Genomic DNA, 14,211 nt, shown 5'->3' with positions numbered 1-14,211 from the left:
GGCGGGATCTCGGTCGGCAGCAGCTCGTCACCGGTCTTGGCCAGCACCCGCGCCACGTCCAAGGCGACGTTGCCGACACCGAGCACGGCGACCTTCTCCGCCTCCAGCGGCCACGAGCGCGGCACATCCGGGTGCCCGTCGTACCAGGACACGAAGTCGGCGGCACCGTAGGAACCGTCGAGGTCGATACCGGGGATCGGCAGGGCGCGGTCGGCGTTGGCGCCGGTGGAGAAGATCACCGCGTCGTAGAACTGACGCAGGTCGTCGAGGGTGATGTCGGTGCCGTAATCGATATTGCCGAGCAGGCGCACCTGGTCCTTGTCGAGCACCTTGTGCAGGGCGGTGATGATGCCCTTGATGCGCGGGTGGTCGGGCGCGACACCGTAGCGGATCAGGCCGAACGGGGCGGGCATGCGCTCGTAGAGGTCGATGCTCACCTCGGCGTCGGACTTCATCAACGCGTCGGCGGCGTAGATACCGGCCGGTCCCGCGCCCACGATCGCCACCCGCAGGCGATGCGACCCCGTCATTTCCCGTACTCCGCGACGAACGGTGTATCCACCCCGAGATCACCGACTTTCGCGGCGCTGCCCGGCGAGCCGAGCGCCGCTGCCCGACCGGGCAGCGGTTCGGCGAAGAAGGCGGCGTTGGCCGCGACGAAATCTTCTTGTCCGGCAGGCAGATCCGCGTCGAGATAGATCGCCTCGACCGGGCAGACCGGTTCGCACGCACCGCAATCCACGCACTCGGTGGGATGGATGTAGGCCATCCGGTCGCCGGTGTAGATGCAATCGACCGGGCATTCCTCGACACAGGCGCGGTCCATCACGTCCACGCAAGCCGCTCCGATGACGAAAGTCATGGCTGTAGTTCCTTCTCGTTCGGCTCGCCGAGCGCGGCGAGGATTTCGTAACGCAGCCGGGCGAATTCGGGTTCGAATCGCGCGCCGGGCGCCCGCGGGCTCTCGATCTCGATCACCCGCTGGATCCGGGCCGGTCGCGGGGTGAGCAGCACGATCCGGTCCGCGAGCAGCAGCGCCTCGTCGACGTCGTGGGTGACGAACAGCACCGTGGTCCGGCGCTGCTGCCACACCGAGATCAGCAAGCGCTGCATGTCGGCGCGAGTCTGCGCGTCCAGCGCGCCGAACGGTTCGTCCATCAGCAACACCCGCGGCTGGGCGGCCAAGGTCCGCGCCAGCTGCACCCGCTGGCGCATGCCGCCCGACAGCGCACCGGGCAGATGGTCACCGAAGTCGTCGAGCCCCACCAGATTCAGCAGCTCTTGCGCCTCGGTGCGGCGGTTGCGGCGCGAGACGCCGCGCAGCTTCAGCGCGAACTCCACATTGCGGCGCGCGGTCCGCCACGGCAGCAGCGCGTCCTCCTGGAAGACCATCGAGCAGTGCTGTGCCGCGGCCGCGCCGTCCACGGTGATCGTGCCGCCGACCGGCGGCAGCAGCCCGGCCATCGCCCGCAACACCGTCGACTTGCCGCACCCGGACGGACCGAGCAGCACGATGATCTGTCCCGCCTCGATGTCGAGATCGACCTCGGCGGCCAGGCTCGTGCCGTAGGCGATGCGCAACCCGTCCAGCCGCACCGCGGCGCCGGCGCTCATCGCTGCGCCCTGGGCAGCCACCGGTTCACCCGGCGCCCCGCCAGTTCGACCAGCCACGCGGTGAACCAGCCGAGCAACCCGATGGTGAGCATCCCGACGATCACCCCCGGATAGTCGAGCAATCCGTAGGACTGCCAGGTGAAGTAGCCGATGCCGAACTGTCCGGAGATCATCTCGGCGCTGATCACACAGATCCAGGCCACGCCCATGGCCACCGAGAGGCCGGAGAAGATGCCGGGCAGCGCCCCCGGCAACGCGATCTGGAACAGGATGTCGCGGCGGCGCGCGCCGAGGGTGTGCGCGGCCTCCTCCCACACCCGCGGCAGCGCGTGCATGGCGTGGATGGTGCTCACCGCGACCGGGAAGAACGCCGCGAAGAAGGTGATGAACACGATGCCCTGCTCCCCCGTCGGGAACAGCAGGATCGCCAGCGGCACCAGCGCGATCGCCGGGATCGGCCGGAACACCTCGAGCACCGGCCGCACCAGCGCGCTGACCAGCGCCGAACGGCCGACCGCCATCCCGACGAGCACCCCGGACAGCGTGGCGAGCCCGAAACCGACCAGGATGCGGCGGGTGCTGGCGAGAATGTCGCGGTAGTAGCTCGCCGATCCCCACTGGGTGCGCAGCGCGTCCAGCACCTCGGCCGGCGTGGGGATCTTGTCGAACCGCAACCAGAGCACCACCTCGTTGGTGGTGAGCACGTACCAGGCCAGCAGCAGCGCCGTCAGCGGCACCGCGGTCAGGGCCGCGCGGCGCACCGTGGGCGGTACCGGCAGTCGGGTGCGGGTGGTGATCGAGGGTGCGGTGTCCCCCGCGGCCGCGGCAGGGGCGGTGAGGGTCGCGGAAACGGTCATGTCTGGCCTCCTGTTCTGGCGTGCCGGTGGGCTAGCGCGCGGTCAGCGCGGCCTGGTAGTCGAGCACGGTCGCGCCGGGATGCGCGGCCGCGTACTGTTGCGCGTCGGCGCGGATCGCGAAGGGCAGCAACCGATCGTCCGGTCCGGCAGCCGGGTCGCTGACCCAGGTGGCCGCCTCGGCGAACAATCGGATCCCGGTGCCGTGGTCGGGCACGTAGGCCGCGCGCACAGCCGCGCTCTCGGCGCCGATTCGGCGCAGCAGGCACGTCGGGGTCTTGGCCACCGCGGTGGTCTCCGCGTCGGCGAACCACACCTCCGAGGCGGTGGCCAGCCCGTCGACCGCTCCGCCGCACACGGTGTCCGCGCCGGTCAGCGGGGCGGGCGCGGCGACCGAGGCGACGGCCGCGTCGTACTCGTCCCCGTACACCGTCCGCAGGTAGCGGTCATCGACGAACTCGCCGAGGTCGAGATCCGAGAGCGCGCCGAGGCTCTGCAGGAAGGGCAGCAGCTCGCCCAGCGCGGTGACCAGTTGTGGCTTGATCGTCGGATCGAAGTTCACCAGGCCGTTGGGCCCGTTGTAGAGGTAGACGACCTCGGGCGGCAGCCCGGTCGCCTCGGCCACCTGCAGCGCCGCCGCGAGCGGATTCTGGTTCAGATAGTCGGTGGTCTTGCGCTGCGCGGTCAGGAACGCGGCGACCACATCGGGATGCTCGACCCCGAACTGCTCGTTGGCCACCACCGCGTGGAAGGTGGCGATGCCGGCGGCACCGCCGTCGTGCAGCAGTCGCGCGCTGCCGTCGAAGACGAGCTTCTGCGGCCACGGCACGAACTGGGCGAGCGCGGCCACCTGACCGCCCTGCAGTGCCGAGGCACCCACCGCGGGGTCCTGGCCGAGCACCTGCACGTCGTCGAGGGTCATCCCGGCCGAGGCCAGCCCGGTGGCCAGCATGCCGTGCGCGGCCGAGCCGACGCTGGTCGAGACCACCTGCCCGCGCAGGTCCGCGATGGTCGCCGCGGGCGAATCCGTCGGCACCACCACCTGATTGAGCGAGCCGCGCAGGTTGTAGCCGGTGACGGCGATCAGTTCGGACTTCACGTCGGCGTGATCACGGGTCTTGGAGCCGTTCACCAGGATCGGCGCGTCGCCCATCGAACCGATGTCGACCTGGCCCGCCAGCATCTGCGCGGTCAGCGGCGGGCCCGCGGCGAAGTCCTTCCACTCCACTTTGTAGGTCACACCTTTGGCCTTGCCGAGTTCGGCGAGTTCGGCTTCGAAGGTGCCGCGGTCGCGCAGGAGCGTGCCCGCGGTGACGGTGTTGATGGTCTTGGACTGGTAGCCGATGTTCACGGTGACGGTCTTGCCGTCGTCACCGGCGCCGCAGCCGCTGGCGAGGGTGACGACCGCGGCGCTGCCGAGCAGCAGGGCGGTCAGGCGGGTACAGGTGGTTCTCATGATCGGGTCTTCCTCTAGCGCAACAGGATCGGGATGTTCACGGTGACCGCGCCGACCGGGCACCGCGCGGCGCACGGCCCGCAGTACCAGCACTCGTCGACGTGCATGTAGGCCTTGCCCGAATCCGGGTGGATGGCAAGGGAATCGAGGGGACACATATCGACGCACAGGGTGCAGCCGTCGATACAGGTGGCTTCGTCGACCGACACAGGGACGTCGACGCGGGCATTGGCCTGGGCCATCAGAGTTCCTTTCCGGAGTTGGCGATGCCGATGCGGGCGAACGCGCGGACGTCGGCGTCCGGGTCGTCGAGTGCCCGCTGCAGCGCCGCGGTTATGTCACGGCGCTCGGCGATCCGCTCGGCCAGCGCTCGCACCGCCGCCTTACGGACATCGAGATTGGGGTCGGACACGGCGGTGAGCAGTGGTGCCGCCGCCAGATCGGGATCGGCCGCCGCCAGGGCGATCGCCGCCCCCTGCCTGACCTGCCAGGCGGGGTCGGCCAGGGCCGCGGCCGCGATCCCCGCGGCCGTGTCGTCGCACCCGGTGCCCGCCAGACTCGCCAGCGCGGCGGCCCTGACCAGCGGTTCGGGGTCGGCCGCGAGGGCGAGCAGGGTCACCGCACCGCGCGGGTCGCCCACGGCGGCGAGGCCTTTCGCCACACCGATGCGCACGTTCTGGTCCTCGTCGGTCGCGGCCGCCGCCAGTTCGTCGATGGCGTCGACGGAGGTGAGCCCGCCCACCACGGTGCGCCGCACCGCGACATTCGGATCGGCCAGCCAGGCGAGCAGTTCCGCCGCGCCGACCCTGCGGTGCCGCCACAGCGCCTCGATCGCGGCCGAACGCACCGCCGGCTCCGGCGCGGACACCGAACCACGCAGCGCCGCATCGAATTCGGGCCCCGGCACCAGCACCTCGAGCAGCTCGGTGAGCAGCCCGATCGCGGCGTGCCGCACATCGACATCGGCGTCGGCGAGCGCACCGGCGAAGATCGGCGCCGCCTCGGCCCAGGCGTCGGTGGTCTCGCTGAGCACCGACAGCGCGGTGCGCCGGACCTCGGGATCGGGGTCGGTGAGATAGGGGGTCAGCTCGTCGAGTTCGGGACATTCGTCGGCCAGGTCGAGCAAGGCCAGCAGGCGCGCGCTCATCGCGCACCCCACGCGCCGACGAGTTCGGGCGCGGCGACATCGGCGACGCCGTCGGGACGCACGAATCCGGGAACCGGGACGATATAGGGAGCCACCGGCCTGGTGCGGAACTCCATCGCCCCGGTCGCGCCACGATACAGGTTGAGGTGACAGAACCATTCCGCGTCGTCGCGGGCGGGCCAGTCGGCGCGCTGATGGTAGAGCCCCCACCGGCTCTCGGTGCGGCGCAGCGAGGCGCGGGCCGCCATCTCGGCGCAGTCACGGATGAAGGTCACCTCGGCGCAGCGCATCAGTTCGTGCGGTGTCTGCCCGCCCATACCCGCGATCTCCGCGCGCATCCGTTCGAACGCGGCCACACCGAGAGTGAGATAGGACTGGGCCTTGGGCGGTTGCAGATAGTCGTTGACGAACCGGCGCAACTTGTACTCGACCTGCGTCTGTGGCGGTCCGTCCGGATTGCCCAGCGGCCGGTAGATCAGCTCGTGGGCGGCCTCGATCTGGTCGGCGGGCAGCTCGGGACGGCTCGCTCCGGCGGCGTAGGCGCTCGCGTGCTCGCCGGCGATGTCACCGTAGACGAACGCCCCGATCATGTAGTTGTGCGGAACCAGCGCCATGTCGCCGGCCGCGTACAGTCCCGGCACGGTGGTGGCGGCGTGTTCGTCGACCCACACGCCGGAGGCGGAATGCCCACTGCACAAACCGATCTCGGAGATGTGCATCTCGATGTCGCGGGTGCGGTAGTCGGTGCCGCGTCCCTCATGGAAGGTGCCGCGGGTCGGCCGCTCCGTGGTGTGCAGGATCCCTTCGATCTCGCGGATCGTGGCATCGGGCAGGTGACTCAATTTCAGGTAGATCGGGCCGCGCGCGCTGTCGAGCTCGCGTTTGACCTCGGCCATCATCTGTCCGGACCAGTAGTCGCAGTCGACGAACCGGTTGCCCTCGGCGTTCACCTGGTAGCCGCCGAACGGGTTGGCGACATACGCGCACGCCGGTCCGTTGTAGTCCTTGATCAGCGGATTGATCTGGAAACACTCGATGCCCGACAGCTCGGCGCCCGCGTGATAGGCCATGGCGTAGCCGTCGCCGGCGTTGGTCGGGTTCTCGTAGGTGCCGTAGAGGTACCCGGAGGACGGCAGCCCGAGCCTGCCGCACGCGCCCGCAGCCAGGATCACCGCACCCGCCGAGATGGTCACGAATTCGCCGGTGCGCGTATCGAACCCGGCGGCGCCCACCGCGCGCCCGTTCTCGGTGAGCACCCGCACCGGCATCACCCGGTTGGAGATGGTCACCTTGGCGCGCACGTCGCGGGCCCGCAGCGTGCGGTAGAGGACCTTCTTCACGTCGCGGCCCTCCGGCATCGGCAGCACGTACGAGCCGGACCGGTGCACCTTGCGCACCGCGTATTCGCCGTGCTCGTCCTTCTCGAACTTCACGCCGTAGCCCTCGAGCCGCTGCACCATCTCGAAGCCGCGGGTCGCCGTCTCGTAGACGGTGCGCTGGTTGACGATGCCGTCGTTGGCGACGGTGATGTCGGCGACGTAGTCCTCCGGACTGGCCTTGCCCGGCACCACGGCGTTGTTGACGCCGTCCATGCCCATCGCCAGTGCCCCGGAATGCCGCACATGCGCCTTCTCCAGCAGCAACACCTGCGCGCCGTGTCTGGCGGCGGTGAGCGCGGCCATCGTGCCCGCGGTACCACCGCCGACGACGAGAACATCGCAGTGCAGCTCTCGACGGTCGGTGAGCGGAGGAATCTCCATGGGAATCAGCCCCTTTCGTTGTCAGTCGCGGGCGACGGCGCGCCGCGGAGTCACCGGGACGCGGTGTAGCCGCCCGGACAGGGAGAACCGGTCGCCGCGGTAGCGGATGTACTCGAGGTCGACGGGCCGGCCGGAGTCGGTGTAGGTGAGCCGTTCCTGGAACAGCAGCGGCGAACCGGCGCGCACACCGAGCAGCCCGGCGACCGTCGGATCCGCGGCGACCGCTTCGATGGCGACCGCGGCCGAGCCGAGCGGAAGGCCGAGTTCGGATTCGAGCAGCCCGAACACGTCGCAGCCGGTGAGGTCCTGGTCGAGCAGCGGAATGCCGATATCAGCGGTGAGGTAGCTGGCGTCAAGTGACAGTGGGGCACCGTCGAGGTAGCGCACCCGTTCCAGGGCCACCACCGGATCGCCCGCGTCGAGCTCGAGCCGTTCGGCGACCAGCGGTGTCGCGGGCACCACCTCGGCGAGCAGGACCCGGTTCACGACCCGGTCGCTACGGGTCTCGAAGGTTTCGGCGAGCCCACGCAGCCGATCGAGACCCTGCACGGCCTTGTCCGCGACGACGAACGTGCCCGCCCCGGGAACCCGGTCGATCAGGCCCTCGTCGCGCAACAGGGTGAGCGCGTCGCGGACGATATTGCGGCTGGTGGCGAAGTCGGCGGCGAGCTGGGCCTCGGCGGGCAGTGGGCGGCTGCCGTACACGCCACTGCGGATACGGGCCCGCAGGATGTCACGGATACGGCGGGCCGGTGCGCTGCGCCGGCCCGTACCGGGATCGGGGGGCCGAGGCCGGGCCGAAGGGGAAGGGGTGGCTGTCATGCCGGAAATGCTGCGAACACCGCGTTACGGCGGACGTTTCGGGCAATTACCACATGGTTACGCCAGTTACCCGCCCCACCTCGAGCCCGCTACCTGCACTGATACCGGAGTCTTCGGCAATCCCACCACCGCGGCCCGGTGCGCACGGGTTGCGCGAGGCCGTCGGCCCGCGGTCAGTTGGGGTCGTGCCTGAGGGCGGATCGTGCCCGACCCAGTCCAGATCGCCGGACATCGTGGGCCGCCGCGCCCAGGCGCGCGTCCTGGTACTCCGGGCGTACGGCTCGCCGCCCGCGTCATCCGGCGGAACCGGCCGCCGGAGCGCGGGCGATCTCGAGGCGGGCGGCGCGGTCGACGAGGAGTTCGGCGGGGCCCGCGGGCGGGGTGGTCCGGCGCCAGATGGCGCGGAACTTACGGGTGAGGCGGGCCGCATCGGTGGCGGGGACGGCGACGAGGGCACCGGTGGCGAGGTCGGGGGCGGCGATCAGGCGGCTCAGCACGGCCGGGGCCATCCCGGCGCGGGCGGCGGCGACGATGGCGGCGGCCGAGCCGAGTTCGGCGGCGGGCCCCGCGGGAGTGGCGGCGGTGCTGAGCAGATCCCAGACGGTGTCTCGGGTGCCGGAACCGGGCTCACGCCACAGCAGGGCGGTCCCGGCGAGCTCGGCGAGTGCGACCGGCGTGGTACGCCGGGCCCAGGGGTGGTCCGGCGCGACGACGACGACCAGGTCGTCGGTGCCGAGGATCTTGCTGCCGAGCCCGGCGGGTGGGTGCGGCCCTTCGACGAAGCCGAGATCGGCGACGCCGTCGCGCACCAGGGCGGCGACCTGGGTGGAGTTCTCCACCTCCAGCGAGACGAGCACCTCGGGACGGTCGGTGCGCAGTGCCGCCAGCCAGTGCGGAATACGATGGTCGGCAATGGTTTTCGAGGCGGCGATGCGCAGCCGCGGAGCCTGCTCGGCACGCAACCGGTCGACTTCGTCCACCAGCTCGCCCACTGCGGCCAGCACGGTGCGCGCCCGCTCGACCACGGCACGGCCGGTGTCGGTGAGCGCCGAACCGGTCGGTCCCCGATCGAGCAGCTTCACCCGCAACCGGCGTTCCAGGGCGCTGATCCGCATGCTCGCGGCGGGCTGGCTGATGCCGTGCCTGCGGGCAGCGGCGCCGAGGCTGCCCAGCTCGGCCACCGACACCAGCAGGTCGAGGACCTCCAGGTCGGGGGCGGCGGGCGGCAGGGTCATGAGCCGATTATGGGCGATCGGGGCCGCCGCGCAGCGTTTTGGCCACCCCGTACAGGGCCACCACCGGCTTCAGTGGCAGCCATTCACCGCAGCGGTACTCCCGTCCCCGCACCAGACGGGCGGCGAGCTCGGGACGCTGTTGCGCCAGGTAGCCGCGGGCGGCCGCGGCGTGTGTGGGCAGGGAGACGATCTTGATCCGGTCCACGTCGCGCAGATACGGAATCGCGAAAGCGATGTTCTCCCAGGTGGATCGGCTCGCTTCCTCCCGTACGAGCTCGCCCAGGTATCCGCGACCCCTGGCGTAGTCGGCCATCAGCGCCGCTTCGGTGACCGGCCCGGCGACCGCGCCGCCGCACAGCACCAGCCGGGTTCGTGGCGCGGCGGGGTCGATGGAGCGCAGGGCCGCGCGCACCCGCCACCGGTTCATCGCGTTCGCCCGCTCCCCCGCGTTGCGATAGCCGAGGACCACTACGGCTTCGGTCCCGGTCCGCCCGGATCCGATGCCTCGCCACGACGCCCGCCAGTTGGCCCACTCGCCCCACAGCAGCCATCCCACCACGGCCGCGAGCCCGAACCCGGTTGCTTTGCGCACACCTTCAGCAAATCACACCGAGACACCGACTGGCCATAAGCCACGATTATGAGCACCTCCGAACTCGGCCGCTACCTCGGCGTCGGTTCCGGCGCGATGGTGAAGAGGTGAACCGCGTACCGACCCTCGCTCCCGGCCTCGCCCTCGCCGGCCTGCTCGCTACCACCGCGACGGCGCTCGGCACGGCGATGCCGATGATCGGCGCCCCCGTGCTGGCATTGGGTGCCGGTGCCGCCACGGGTGTCGCGCTGCGCCGTGCCGGCGGCCGCGGCGGCGATTTCGAGCCGGGCCTCGAGCTCGCCCGTACCCGGCTGCTCGGCGCCGCCATCGTCCTGCTCGGACTCGGGTTGCCGCTGGGGTCGGTACTGAACGTGGGGCGCGAGACGGCGGTGGTACTGCTCCCGACGCTGCTGATCGGCGGGATCGCGGCCTTCGTCGTCGGCCGGATGCTGGCCGTCGATCGCGAATCCGCGACGCTGGTCGCGGTCGGGACCACGATCTGCGGTGCCTCGGCGATCGCCGCGGCCACCGCGGTGCTTCGCCCCGACAAACAGCGTGTCGCCTACGCGCTCGGCACCATCTTCATCTTCAATATCGTTGCGGTGCTGGTGTATCCGCCGGTCGGCCGGGCCATCGGCCTGTCCCCCGACGCGTTCGGCCTGTGGGCGGGCACCGCGATCAACGACACGTCATCGGTGCTGGCGGCCGGTGTCGTCTTCGGAGCCGGTGCCGCGCAGTTCGCGGTGATCGTGAAGATGGTGCGCAGCCTGGCGATCATCCCGCTCTGCGTCGGCCTGCATCTGGGCCGCCGGCGGATCGTCGCCGACGACGGAACCGGCGCGGTGGCACTACACCGGGCGGTGCCGCTGTTCGTGATCCTGTTCCTCGTCGCCTCCGTGGTCGCGGGGCTCGGGATCGTGCCGAGCACCCTCACCGCGCCGCTCGGCACGGTCAGCGGCTGGCTCATCGCCGCCGTGCTCGCCGCCATCGGCACCTCACTCAGCCTCGACCGCCTCCGCAGCGCGGGCCCACGCCCGCTGATCCTCGGCGGCGTCCTCGGCCTGATCCTCGGCACCACCAGCCTCGCACTCATGGCGCTGACCGGCTGGTGGTGATCGGGCCGGACCGGTCGGGACGGCCGATGGAGCGCGAACGACGCCGGGCTCAGGTCGATTCGCTGGAATCCTGGTCGGCACCGAGAAGTTCGTCGGCTCGGGCCAGGGCCCGGTCGAGGTCGTCGGTGACCGCGTCCAGCGCCGACATCCCGTCGAGCATGCCGGACAACTCGGCGCGCAGCGCGTCGAGCTCGGCGACAGCGGGGTCGACCACCGTCCAGGCGACGGTGTCGCACCACCAGTCGTCGCCCTGGATCCAGGACCAGACGATGTCACGGACCAGCAGTGCGTCGCCGGTGAACAGCTGGTAGCGGTCGACACCCGCGGTGTGTTCCAGCTCGTAGGTGCCGTCGTCGAGATACCGGGCCTGGATGTGGTCGGCGCCGGACCTGGTGAGCAGCAGGAACGGGTGGTCGGGCGCGGGATCGGTGGCCTCGGTGCCGGGGTCGGCCGGATCGACCGCCCGCGGCGCGTCCGACCCGTCGCCGACGTGGACGACGACCTGCGGCGGATTCTCACCCTCGGAAACCATCGGGCCAGTGTGCCGGATCGGCGGGTGGAACGACCAGGCGCACCACGCCGGGTCGGCGAGTGAGCCAGGTCACCGCGACCGGCCGAACCGGGACACCCCGCGCGTCGATCCAGCTCGGCAGCGATAACGTGTTACATATGGACGATACACAGGTCGGCAACTCGCTGCCGGACGCAGAGCACCACGAGGGCGGGTTCCGGCCGATGACCGAGCTGATCCAGCAGCGTGCGAACAAGATGCGGGACAAGACGATCGGCGGCCCGCACTACGGCGAACTGATCGAGCAGGTGCGCGTGCTGATGGACAAGGCGCGCCTGATCAACCCGTCCGACGAGCTGGCCAAAGACGCGATCGCCACGCTCGAACAGCTCAACGCCCGCTTGGACGAGGCCGTGGTCGACGAGTGGTCGGCGCCCAGCTGGACCCGCACCGACCTGCCATCGCGCGGCAACATCACCCTGCCGCCGTACACCGTCGACAGCGCCGACGCCGACGGGGTGAGCGCCAAGCTGACCTTCCGCACCTTCCACCTCGGTGGCAACGGCGCCGCGCACGGTGGGCAGATCGGGGTGGCGTTCGACGACATCCTCGGCATGACCGCGGCGGTGCACACCAGGGCCGTCACCCGCACCGCCTCGCTCACCATCGATTATCGCTCGATCACGCCGCTCAACCGTGAGCTGACGATTCGCGGGTGGGTCGAGCGAGTCGACGGCCGCAAGGTCTACCTGCGCGCCACCATGCACGACGGCGAGCGGTTGTGCGCCGAGGCCAACGGCCTGTTCATCATGCTCAACCCCGGCCAGCCCTGATCAGGACCGGTCGCCGCGTCGCGGGCTGACACCGGCCCGCGCCCGGCTGTCGGTGCCCGGGGCTACGCTCGGCGCGAACGTCGCCAATCGGACGGGGAGGATTCGAGATGACCAGCAAGTTCACCGAGATCGCGATCGACTGCGCCGACCCACCCGCACTGGCCCGCTTCTGGTGTGCGGTGCTCGGCTACGAGGTCCAAGACGCCGAGGGCGAAGATTACGTCGCCATCGGCTCGCCGCTGGTGCCGGAGGGCAAGTCCCGGCCCGGCCCGGTGCCACCCACGCTCGGCTTCCTCCGGGTGCCCGAGGGAAAAGCGGTGAAGAACCGCCTGCACATCGATGTCAATCCCACCGACGTCGACCAGGCCACCGAGGTGCGCCGCCTGCTCGACCTAGGGGCCCGCCACGCCGACGTCGGGCAGGGCGAGCAGACATGGGTCGTCCTCGCCGATCCGGAGGGCAACGAGTTCTGCGTCCTGGCCGGCACCTTCGCCTGACCAGCCGCCCCCGGCGCCGTCGGTAGGGTGGCTGGATGAGCGAGCGTAGCTATCGAGGTCGAGCCGGAACCGAGCCTCGGCGTAACGGAAGCACGAGCGCGAATCCCGGTCGGCTCGTCACCGTCCCCGCCGATCTGGACGCGGTGACCACGATCGGCGACGAGGACACACCCGCATCGCTCGCACCCGCCGTCGCGGCGATCTGGGAGTCGGTGCGGGGGTGGTACCGTCTCGGCACCACCCCCGCGATCCAGGTGTGCCTGCGCCGCGACGGCCGGGTGCTGCTCAACCGCGCGATCGGGCACGGCTGGGGCAACGCACCCGGCGACGGGCCGGACGCGGCGAAGGTCCTCGTCACCCCCGAGACGCCGTTATGTGGTTTCTCCACCGCGAAGGGCGTGGCGGCCACCATGATGACGATGCTGGCCGAGCAGGGCGCGTTCGCGCTCGACGACCCTGTCTGCCGGTACATCCCCGAGTTCGCCGCGCACGGCAAGGACCGGATCACCATCAGTGACGTGCTGTCGCATTCGGCGGGCATCCCGTTCATCACCGCACCGCATTCGGGTACCGCGGCCGTCCTCGACGAGGAACTCGCCGTCGCCGCGCTCGCCGATCTCGTGCCGAGCTGGCCGCCGGGGCGGTTCCGGGTCTATCACGCGCTGACAGGCGGCTTGATCCAGCGTCTGCTCGTGCAGCGCGCCACCGGCCGCCGGATGCGCGACCATCTGGCCGAGCAGGTGCTGCGCCCGCTCGGGTTCCGCTGGACGAACTTCGGGGTCGCCCCGGCCGAGGTCGACCAGGTGGTGCCGAGTGTGAAGACCGGTCCGCCGCCGTCACGGGTGGCGGGTTTCCTCGCGCGTAAGGCGCTCGGTGGCCGGATGGACAATGCCTCGAAGGCACAGGCCGATGCCTTCCTCACCGCCGAACTCCCCTCCGGCAATCTGGTCACCACCGCGGCGGAGCTGTCGCGCTTCTACGAGATCCTCACGCGCGGTGGCGAACTGGACGGCGTGCGGATCGTCGAGGCCGGGTCGCTGCGGGCGGCGATCAGGCCCGCGGACCGCATGCTCGGCGCGGCGGGCCGGGTCAGCCGGGCGGGTTTCGAACTCGGCGGCCGCCGTTCGAAGTTCGGCCGCGACACCCGATTCCATTTCGGCCGCAGCGGTTTGACCACCCAGTACGGCTGGGCCGACCCCGCACGCGGACTCTCCGGCGCCGTCCTCACCAGCGGCAAGGCGAGCACGGACGTCAACCGCCCGTGGCAGCTGGTCGCCCAGGTGTCCGCGGCGATGTCTCCGCTGGACCGGACCCCGGGGTGGCTCGACCTCGGGTGAGGACGCCGACCACCCCACCCGGTGCCGGGGTCAGCCGCCGATCACCGCGTTCATGATCGTGCCCGCGCTCGTGGCCACCGCACCGCCGGCCATGGCGCTGGCGATCATCTTCGGTGACTGCAGGCCGCCGCCGCTCCACTTCTCCCAAGCGAAGCGGCCGCCGCCGTAGGTGATGGCGGTGACCCCGGACAGCAGGATCATCCAGGTGAAGTACCGGCCCATCTGCAGGATCTTGTCCGCCATCGGCGGGGCCTCCGGTGTGGGATTGCCGACCTGCGCGAGAACGGCACTGTCCAACACAGCCAGGATCATGCTCACGATCGTGCTCCTTCGTCGGATGTAGGTGGTGATGCCGATGTCGAGAACTTCGTGACGCGCTGGAACCCCAGATCCATTGAACATTCAACCTCAGGCCGCTTCGATGCGGTGGACGACACT

The 14,211-nt window shown here is 70.7% G+C and carries 15 protein-coding genes and 1 pseudogene; 4 read left to right on the top strand and 12 right to left on the bottom strand.

The window, feature by feature from the left end; all coding sequences use genetic code 11:
• The 10 genes and pseudogenes from ACFOW8_RS24195 to ACFOW8_RS24150 all read right to left on the bottom strand — a co-directional run.
• A partial coding sequence (locus ACFOW8_RS24195) for an FAD-dependent oxidoreductase (RefSeq protein ID WP_378553755.1) occupies positions 1–530 on the bottom strand: 530 nt, incomplete at its 3' end.
• A complete protein-coding gene (fdxA, locus tag ACFOW8_RS24190; protein WP_378553753.1) occupies positions 527–862 on the bottom strand; it encodes a ferredoxin in 336 nt (111 codons plus the stop codon). The genes fdxA and ACFOW8_RS24195, both read right to left, overlap by 4 nt.
• A complete protein-coding gene (locus ACFOW8_RS24185) occupies positions 859–1,614 on the bottom strand; it encodes an ABC transporter ATP-binding protein (protein ID WP_378553752.1) in 756 nt (251 codons plus the stop codon). Before ACFOW8_RS24185 ends, fdxA begins: the two co-directional genes overlap by 4 nt.
• Positions 1,611–2,471, bottom strand: coding sequence for an ABC transporter permease (locus tag ACFOW8_RS24180; RefSeq protein ID WP_378553751.1), 861 nt, complete (start codon positions 2,469–2,471; stop codon positions 1,611–1,613). The genes ACFOW8_RS24185 and ACFOW8_RS24180 overlap by 4 nt, the downstream gene beginning before the upstream one ends.
• A gap of 31 nt (positions 2,472–2,502) precedes the next feature.
• On the bottom strand, positions 2,503–3,924 hold the full coding sequence (locus tag ACFOW8_RS24175) for an ABC transporter substrate-binding protein (RefSeq protein ID WP_378553750.1): 1,422 nt from the start codon (positions 3,922–3,924) through the stop codon (positions 2,503–2,505).
• A 14-nt stretch (positions 3,925–3,938) separates the two neighbouring features.
• On the bottom strand, positions 3,939–4,166 hold the full coding sequence (locus ACFOW8_RS24170; protein WP_378553749.1) for a 4Fe-4S dicluster domain-containing protein: 228 nt from the start codon (positions 4,164–4,166) through the stop codon (positions 3,939–3,941).
• A pseudogene (locus ACFOW8_RS24165) lies at positions 4,166–6,831 on the bottom strand (fumarate reductase/succinate dehydrogenase flavoprotein subunit). Before ACFOW8_RS24165 ends, ACFOW8_RS24170 begins: the two are co-directional and overlap by 1 nt.
• 21 nt (positions 6,832–6,852) lie before the next feature.
• On the bottom strand, positions 6,853–7,653 hold the full coding sequence (locus ACFOW8_RS24160) for a GntR family transcriptional regulator (protein ID WP_378553748.1): 801 nt from the start codon (positions 7,651–7,653) through the stop codon (positions 6,853–6,855).
• A gap of 293 nt (positions 7,654–7,946) precedes the next feature.
• Complete coding sequence (locus ACFOW8_RS24155) at positions 7,947–8,888, bottom strand: LysR family transcriptional regulator (RefSeq protein ID WP_378553747.1); 942 nt, start codon at positions 8,886–8,888, stop codon at positions 7,947–7,949.
• Positions 8,889–8,895: 7 nt separating this feature from the next.
• Positions 8,896–9,480: a YdcF family protein gene (locus ACFOW8_RS24150; RefSeq protein WP_378553746.1), complete on the bottom strand. Its 585-nt coding sequence runs from the start codon at positions 9,478–9,480 to the stop codon at positions 8,896–8,898.
• 107 nt (positions 9,481–9,587) lie between these two features.
• On the opposite strand from ACFOW8_RS24150, the gene ACFOW8_RS24145 reads away from it, so the two are divergent.
• Complete coding sequence (locus tag ACFOW8_RS24145) at positions 9,588–10,595, top strand: YeiH family protein (RefSeq protein WP_378553744.1); 1,008 nt, start codon at positions 9,588–9,590, stop codon at positions 10,593–10,595.
• 49 nt (positions 10,596–10,644) lie between these two features.
• Here ACFOW8_RS24145 and ACFOW8_RS24140 read toward each other — a convergent pair whose 3' ends face one another.
• Positions 10,645–11,127: a hypothetical protein gene (locus ACFOW8_RS24140; protein WP_378553743.1), complete on the bottom strand. Its 483-nt coding sequence runs from the start codon at positions 11,125–11,127 to the stop codon at positions 10,645–10,647.
• 137 nt (positions 11,128–11,264) lie between these two features.
• Here ACFOW8_RS24140 and ACFOW8_RS24135 point away from each other — a divergent pair, with 137 nt between their 5' ends.
• The 3 genes from ACFOW8_RS24135 to ACFOW8_RS24125 all read left to right on the top strand — a co-directional run bounded on the left by ACFOW8_RS24135 (position 11,265) and on the right by ACFOW8_RS24125 (position 13,773).
• Positions 11,265–11,939 carry a PaaI family thioesterase gene (locus ACFOW8_RS24135; RefSeq protein ID WP_378553742.1) on the top strand — a complete coding sequence of 225 codons (675 nt, stop codon included), beginning with the start codon at positions 11,265–11,267 and terminating at the stop codon, positions 11,937–11,939.
• Between the two features lie 107 nt (positions 11,940–12,046).
• Complete coding sequence (locus ACFOW8_RS24130; protein ID WP_378553741.1) at positions 12,047–12,436, top strand: VOC family protein; 390 nt, start codon at positions 12,047–12,049, stop codon at positions 12,434–12,436.
• A 35-nt stretch (positions 12,437–12,471) separates the two neighbouring features.
• Positions 12,472–13,773, top strand: a complete 1,302-nt coding sequence (locus ACFOW8_RS24125) for a serine hydrolase domain-containing protein (protein ID WP_378553739.1) — start codon at positions 12,472–12,474, stop codon at positions 13,771–13,773.
• A gap of 30 nt (positions 13,774–13,803) precedes the next feature.
• Here the strand turns inward: ACFOW8_RS24125 and ACFOW8_RS24120 are convergent, their stop codons facing one another.
• Positions 13,804–14,085: a hypothetical protein gene (locus tag ACFOW8_RS24120; protein WP_378554659.1), complete on the bottom strand. Its 282-nt coding sequence runs from the start codon at positions 14,083–14,085 to the stop codon at positions 13,804–13,806.
• Positions 14,086–14,211: the final 126 nt, after the last annotated feature.

This window comes from Nocardia rhizosphaerae (genome assembly GCF_042650365.1).
GTDB classification, from domain to species: Bacteria; Actinomycetota; Actinomycetes; order Mycobacteriales; family Mycobacteriaceae; genus Nocardia; species Nocardia rhizosphaerae.
This window is presented reverse-complemented; position numbering and strand designations above follow the sequence as displayed.

Coding starts and splice junctions, on each gene's coding strand:
- fdxA (WP_378553753.1), bottom strand. CDS start 862: ATGACTTTCGTCATCGGAGCGGCTTGCGTGGACGTGATGGACCGCGCC.
- ACFOW8_RS24185 (WP_378553752.1), bottom strand. CDS start 1,614: ATGAGCGCCGGCGCCGCGGTGCGGCTGGACGGGTTGCGCATCGCCTAC.
- ACFOW8_RS24180 (WP_378553751.1), bottom strand. CDS start 2,471: ATGACCGTTTCCGCGACCCTCACCGCCCCTGCCGCGGCCGCGGGGGAC.
- ACFOW8_RS24175 (WP_378553750.1), bottom strand. CDS start 3,924: ATGAGAACCACCTGTACCCGCCTGACCGCCCTGCTGCTCGGCAGCGCC.
- ACFOW8_RS24170 (WP_378553749.1), bottom strand. CDS start 4,166: ATGGCCCAGGCCAATGCCCGCGTCGACGTCCCTGTGTCGGTCGACGAA.
- ACFOW8_RS24160 (WP_378553748.1), bottom strand. CDS start 7,653: ATGACAGCCACCCCTTCCCCTTCGGCCCGGCCTCGGCCCCCCGATCCC.
- ACFOW8_RS24155 (WP_378553747.1), bottom strand. CDS start 8,888: ATGACCCTGCCGCCCGCCGCCCCCGACCTGGAGGTCCTCGACCTGCTG.
- ACFOW8_RS24140 (WP_378553743.1), bottom strand. CDS start 11,127: ATGGTTTCCGAGGGTGAGAATCCGCCGCAGGTCGTCGTCCACGTCGGC.
- ACFOW8_RS24135 (WP_378553742.1), top strand. CDS start 11,265: ATGGACGATACACAGGTCGGCAACTCGCTGCCGGACGCAGAGCACCAC.
- ACFOW8_RS24130 (WP_378553741.1), top strand. CDS start 12,047: ATGACCAGCAAGTTCACCGAGATCGCGATCGACTGCGCCGACCCACCC.
- ACFOW8_RS24125 (WP_378553739.1), top strand. CDS start 12,472: ATGAGCGAGCGTAGCTATCGAGGTCGAGCCGGAACCGAGCCTCGGCGT.
- ACFOW8_RS24120 (WP_378554659.1), bottom strand. CDS start 14,085: ATGATCCTGGCTGTGTTGGACAGTGCCGTTCTCGCGCAGGTCGGCAAT.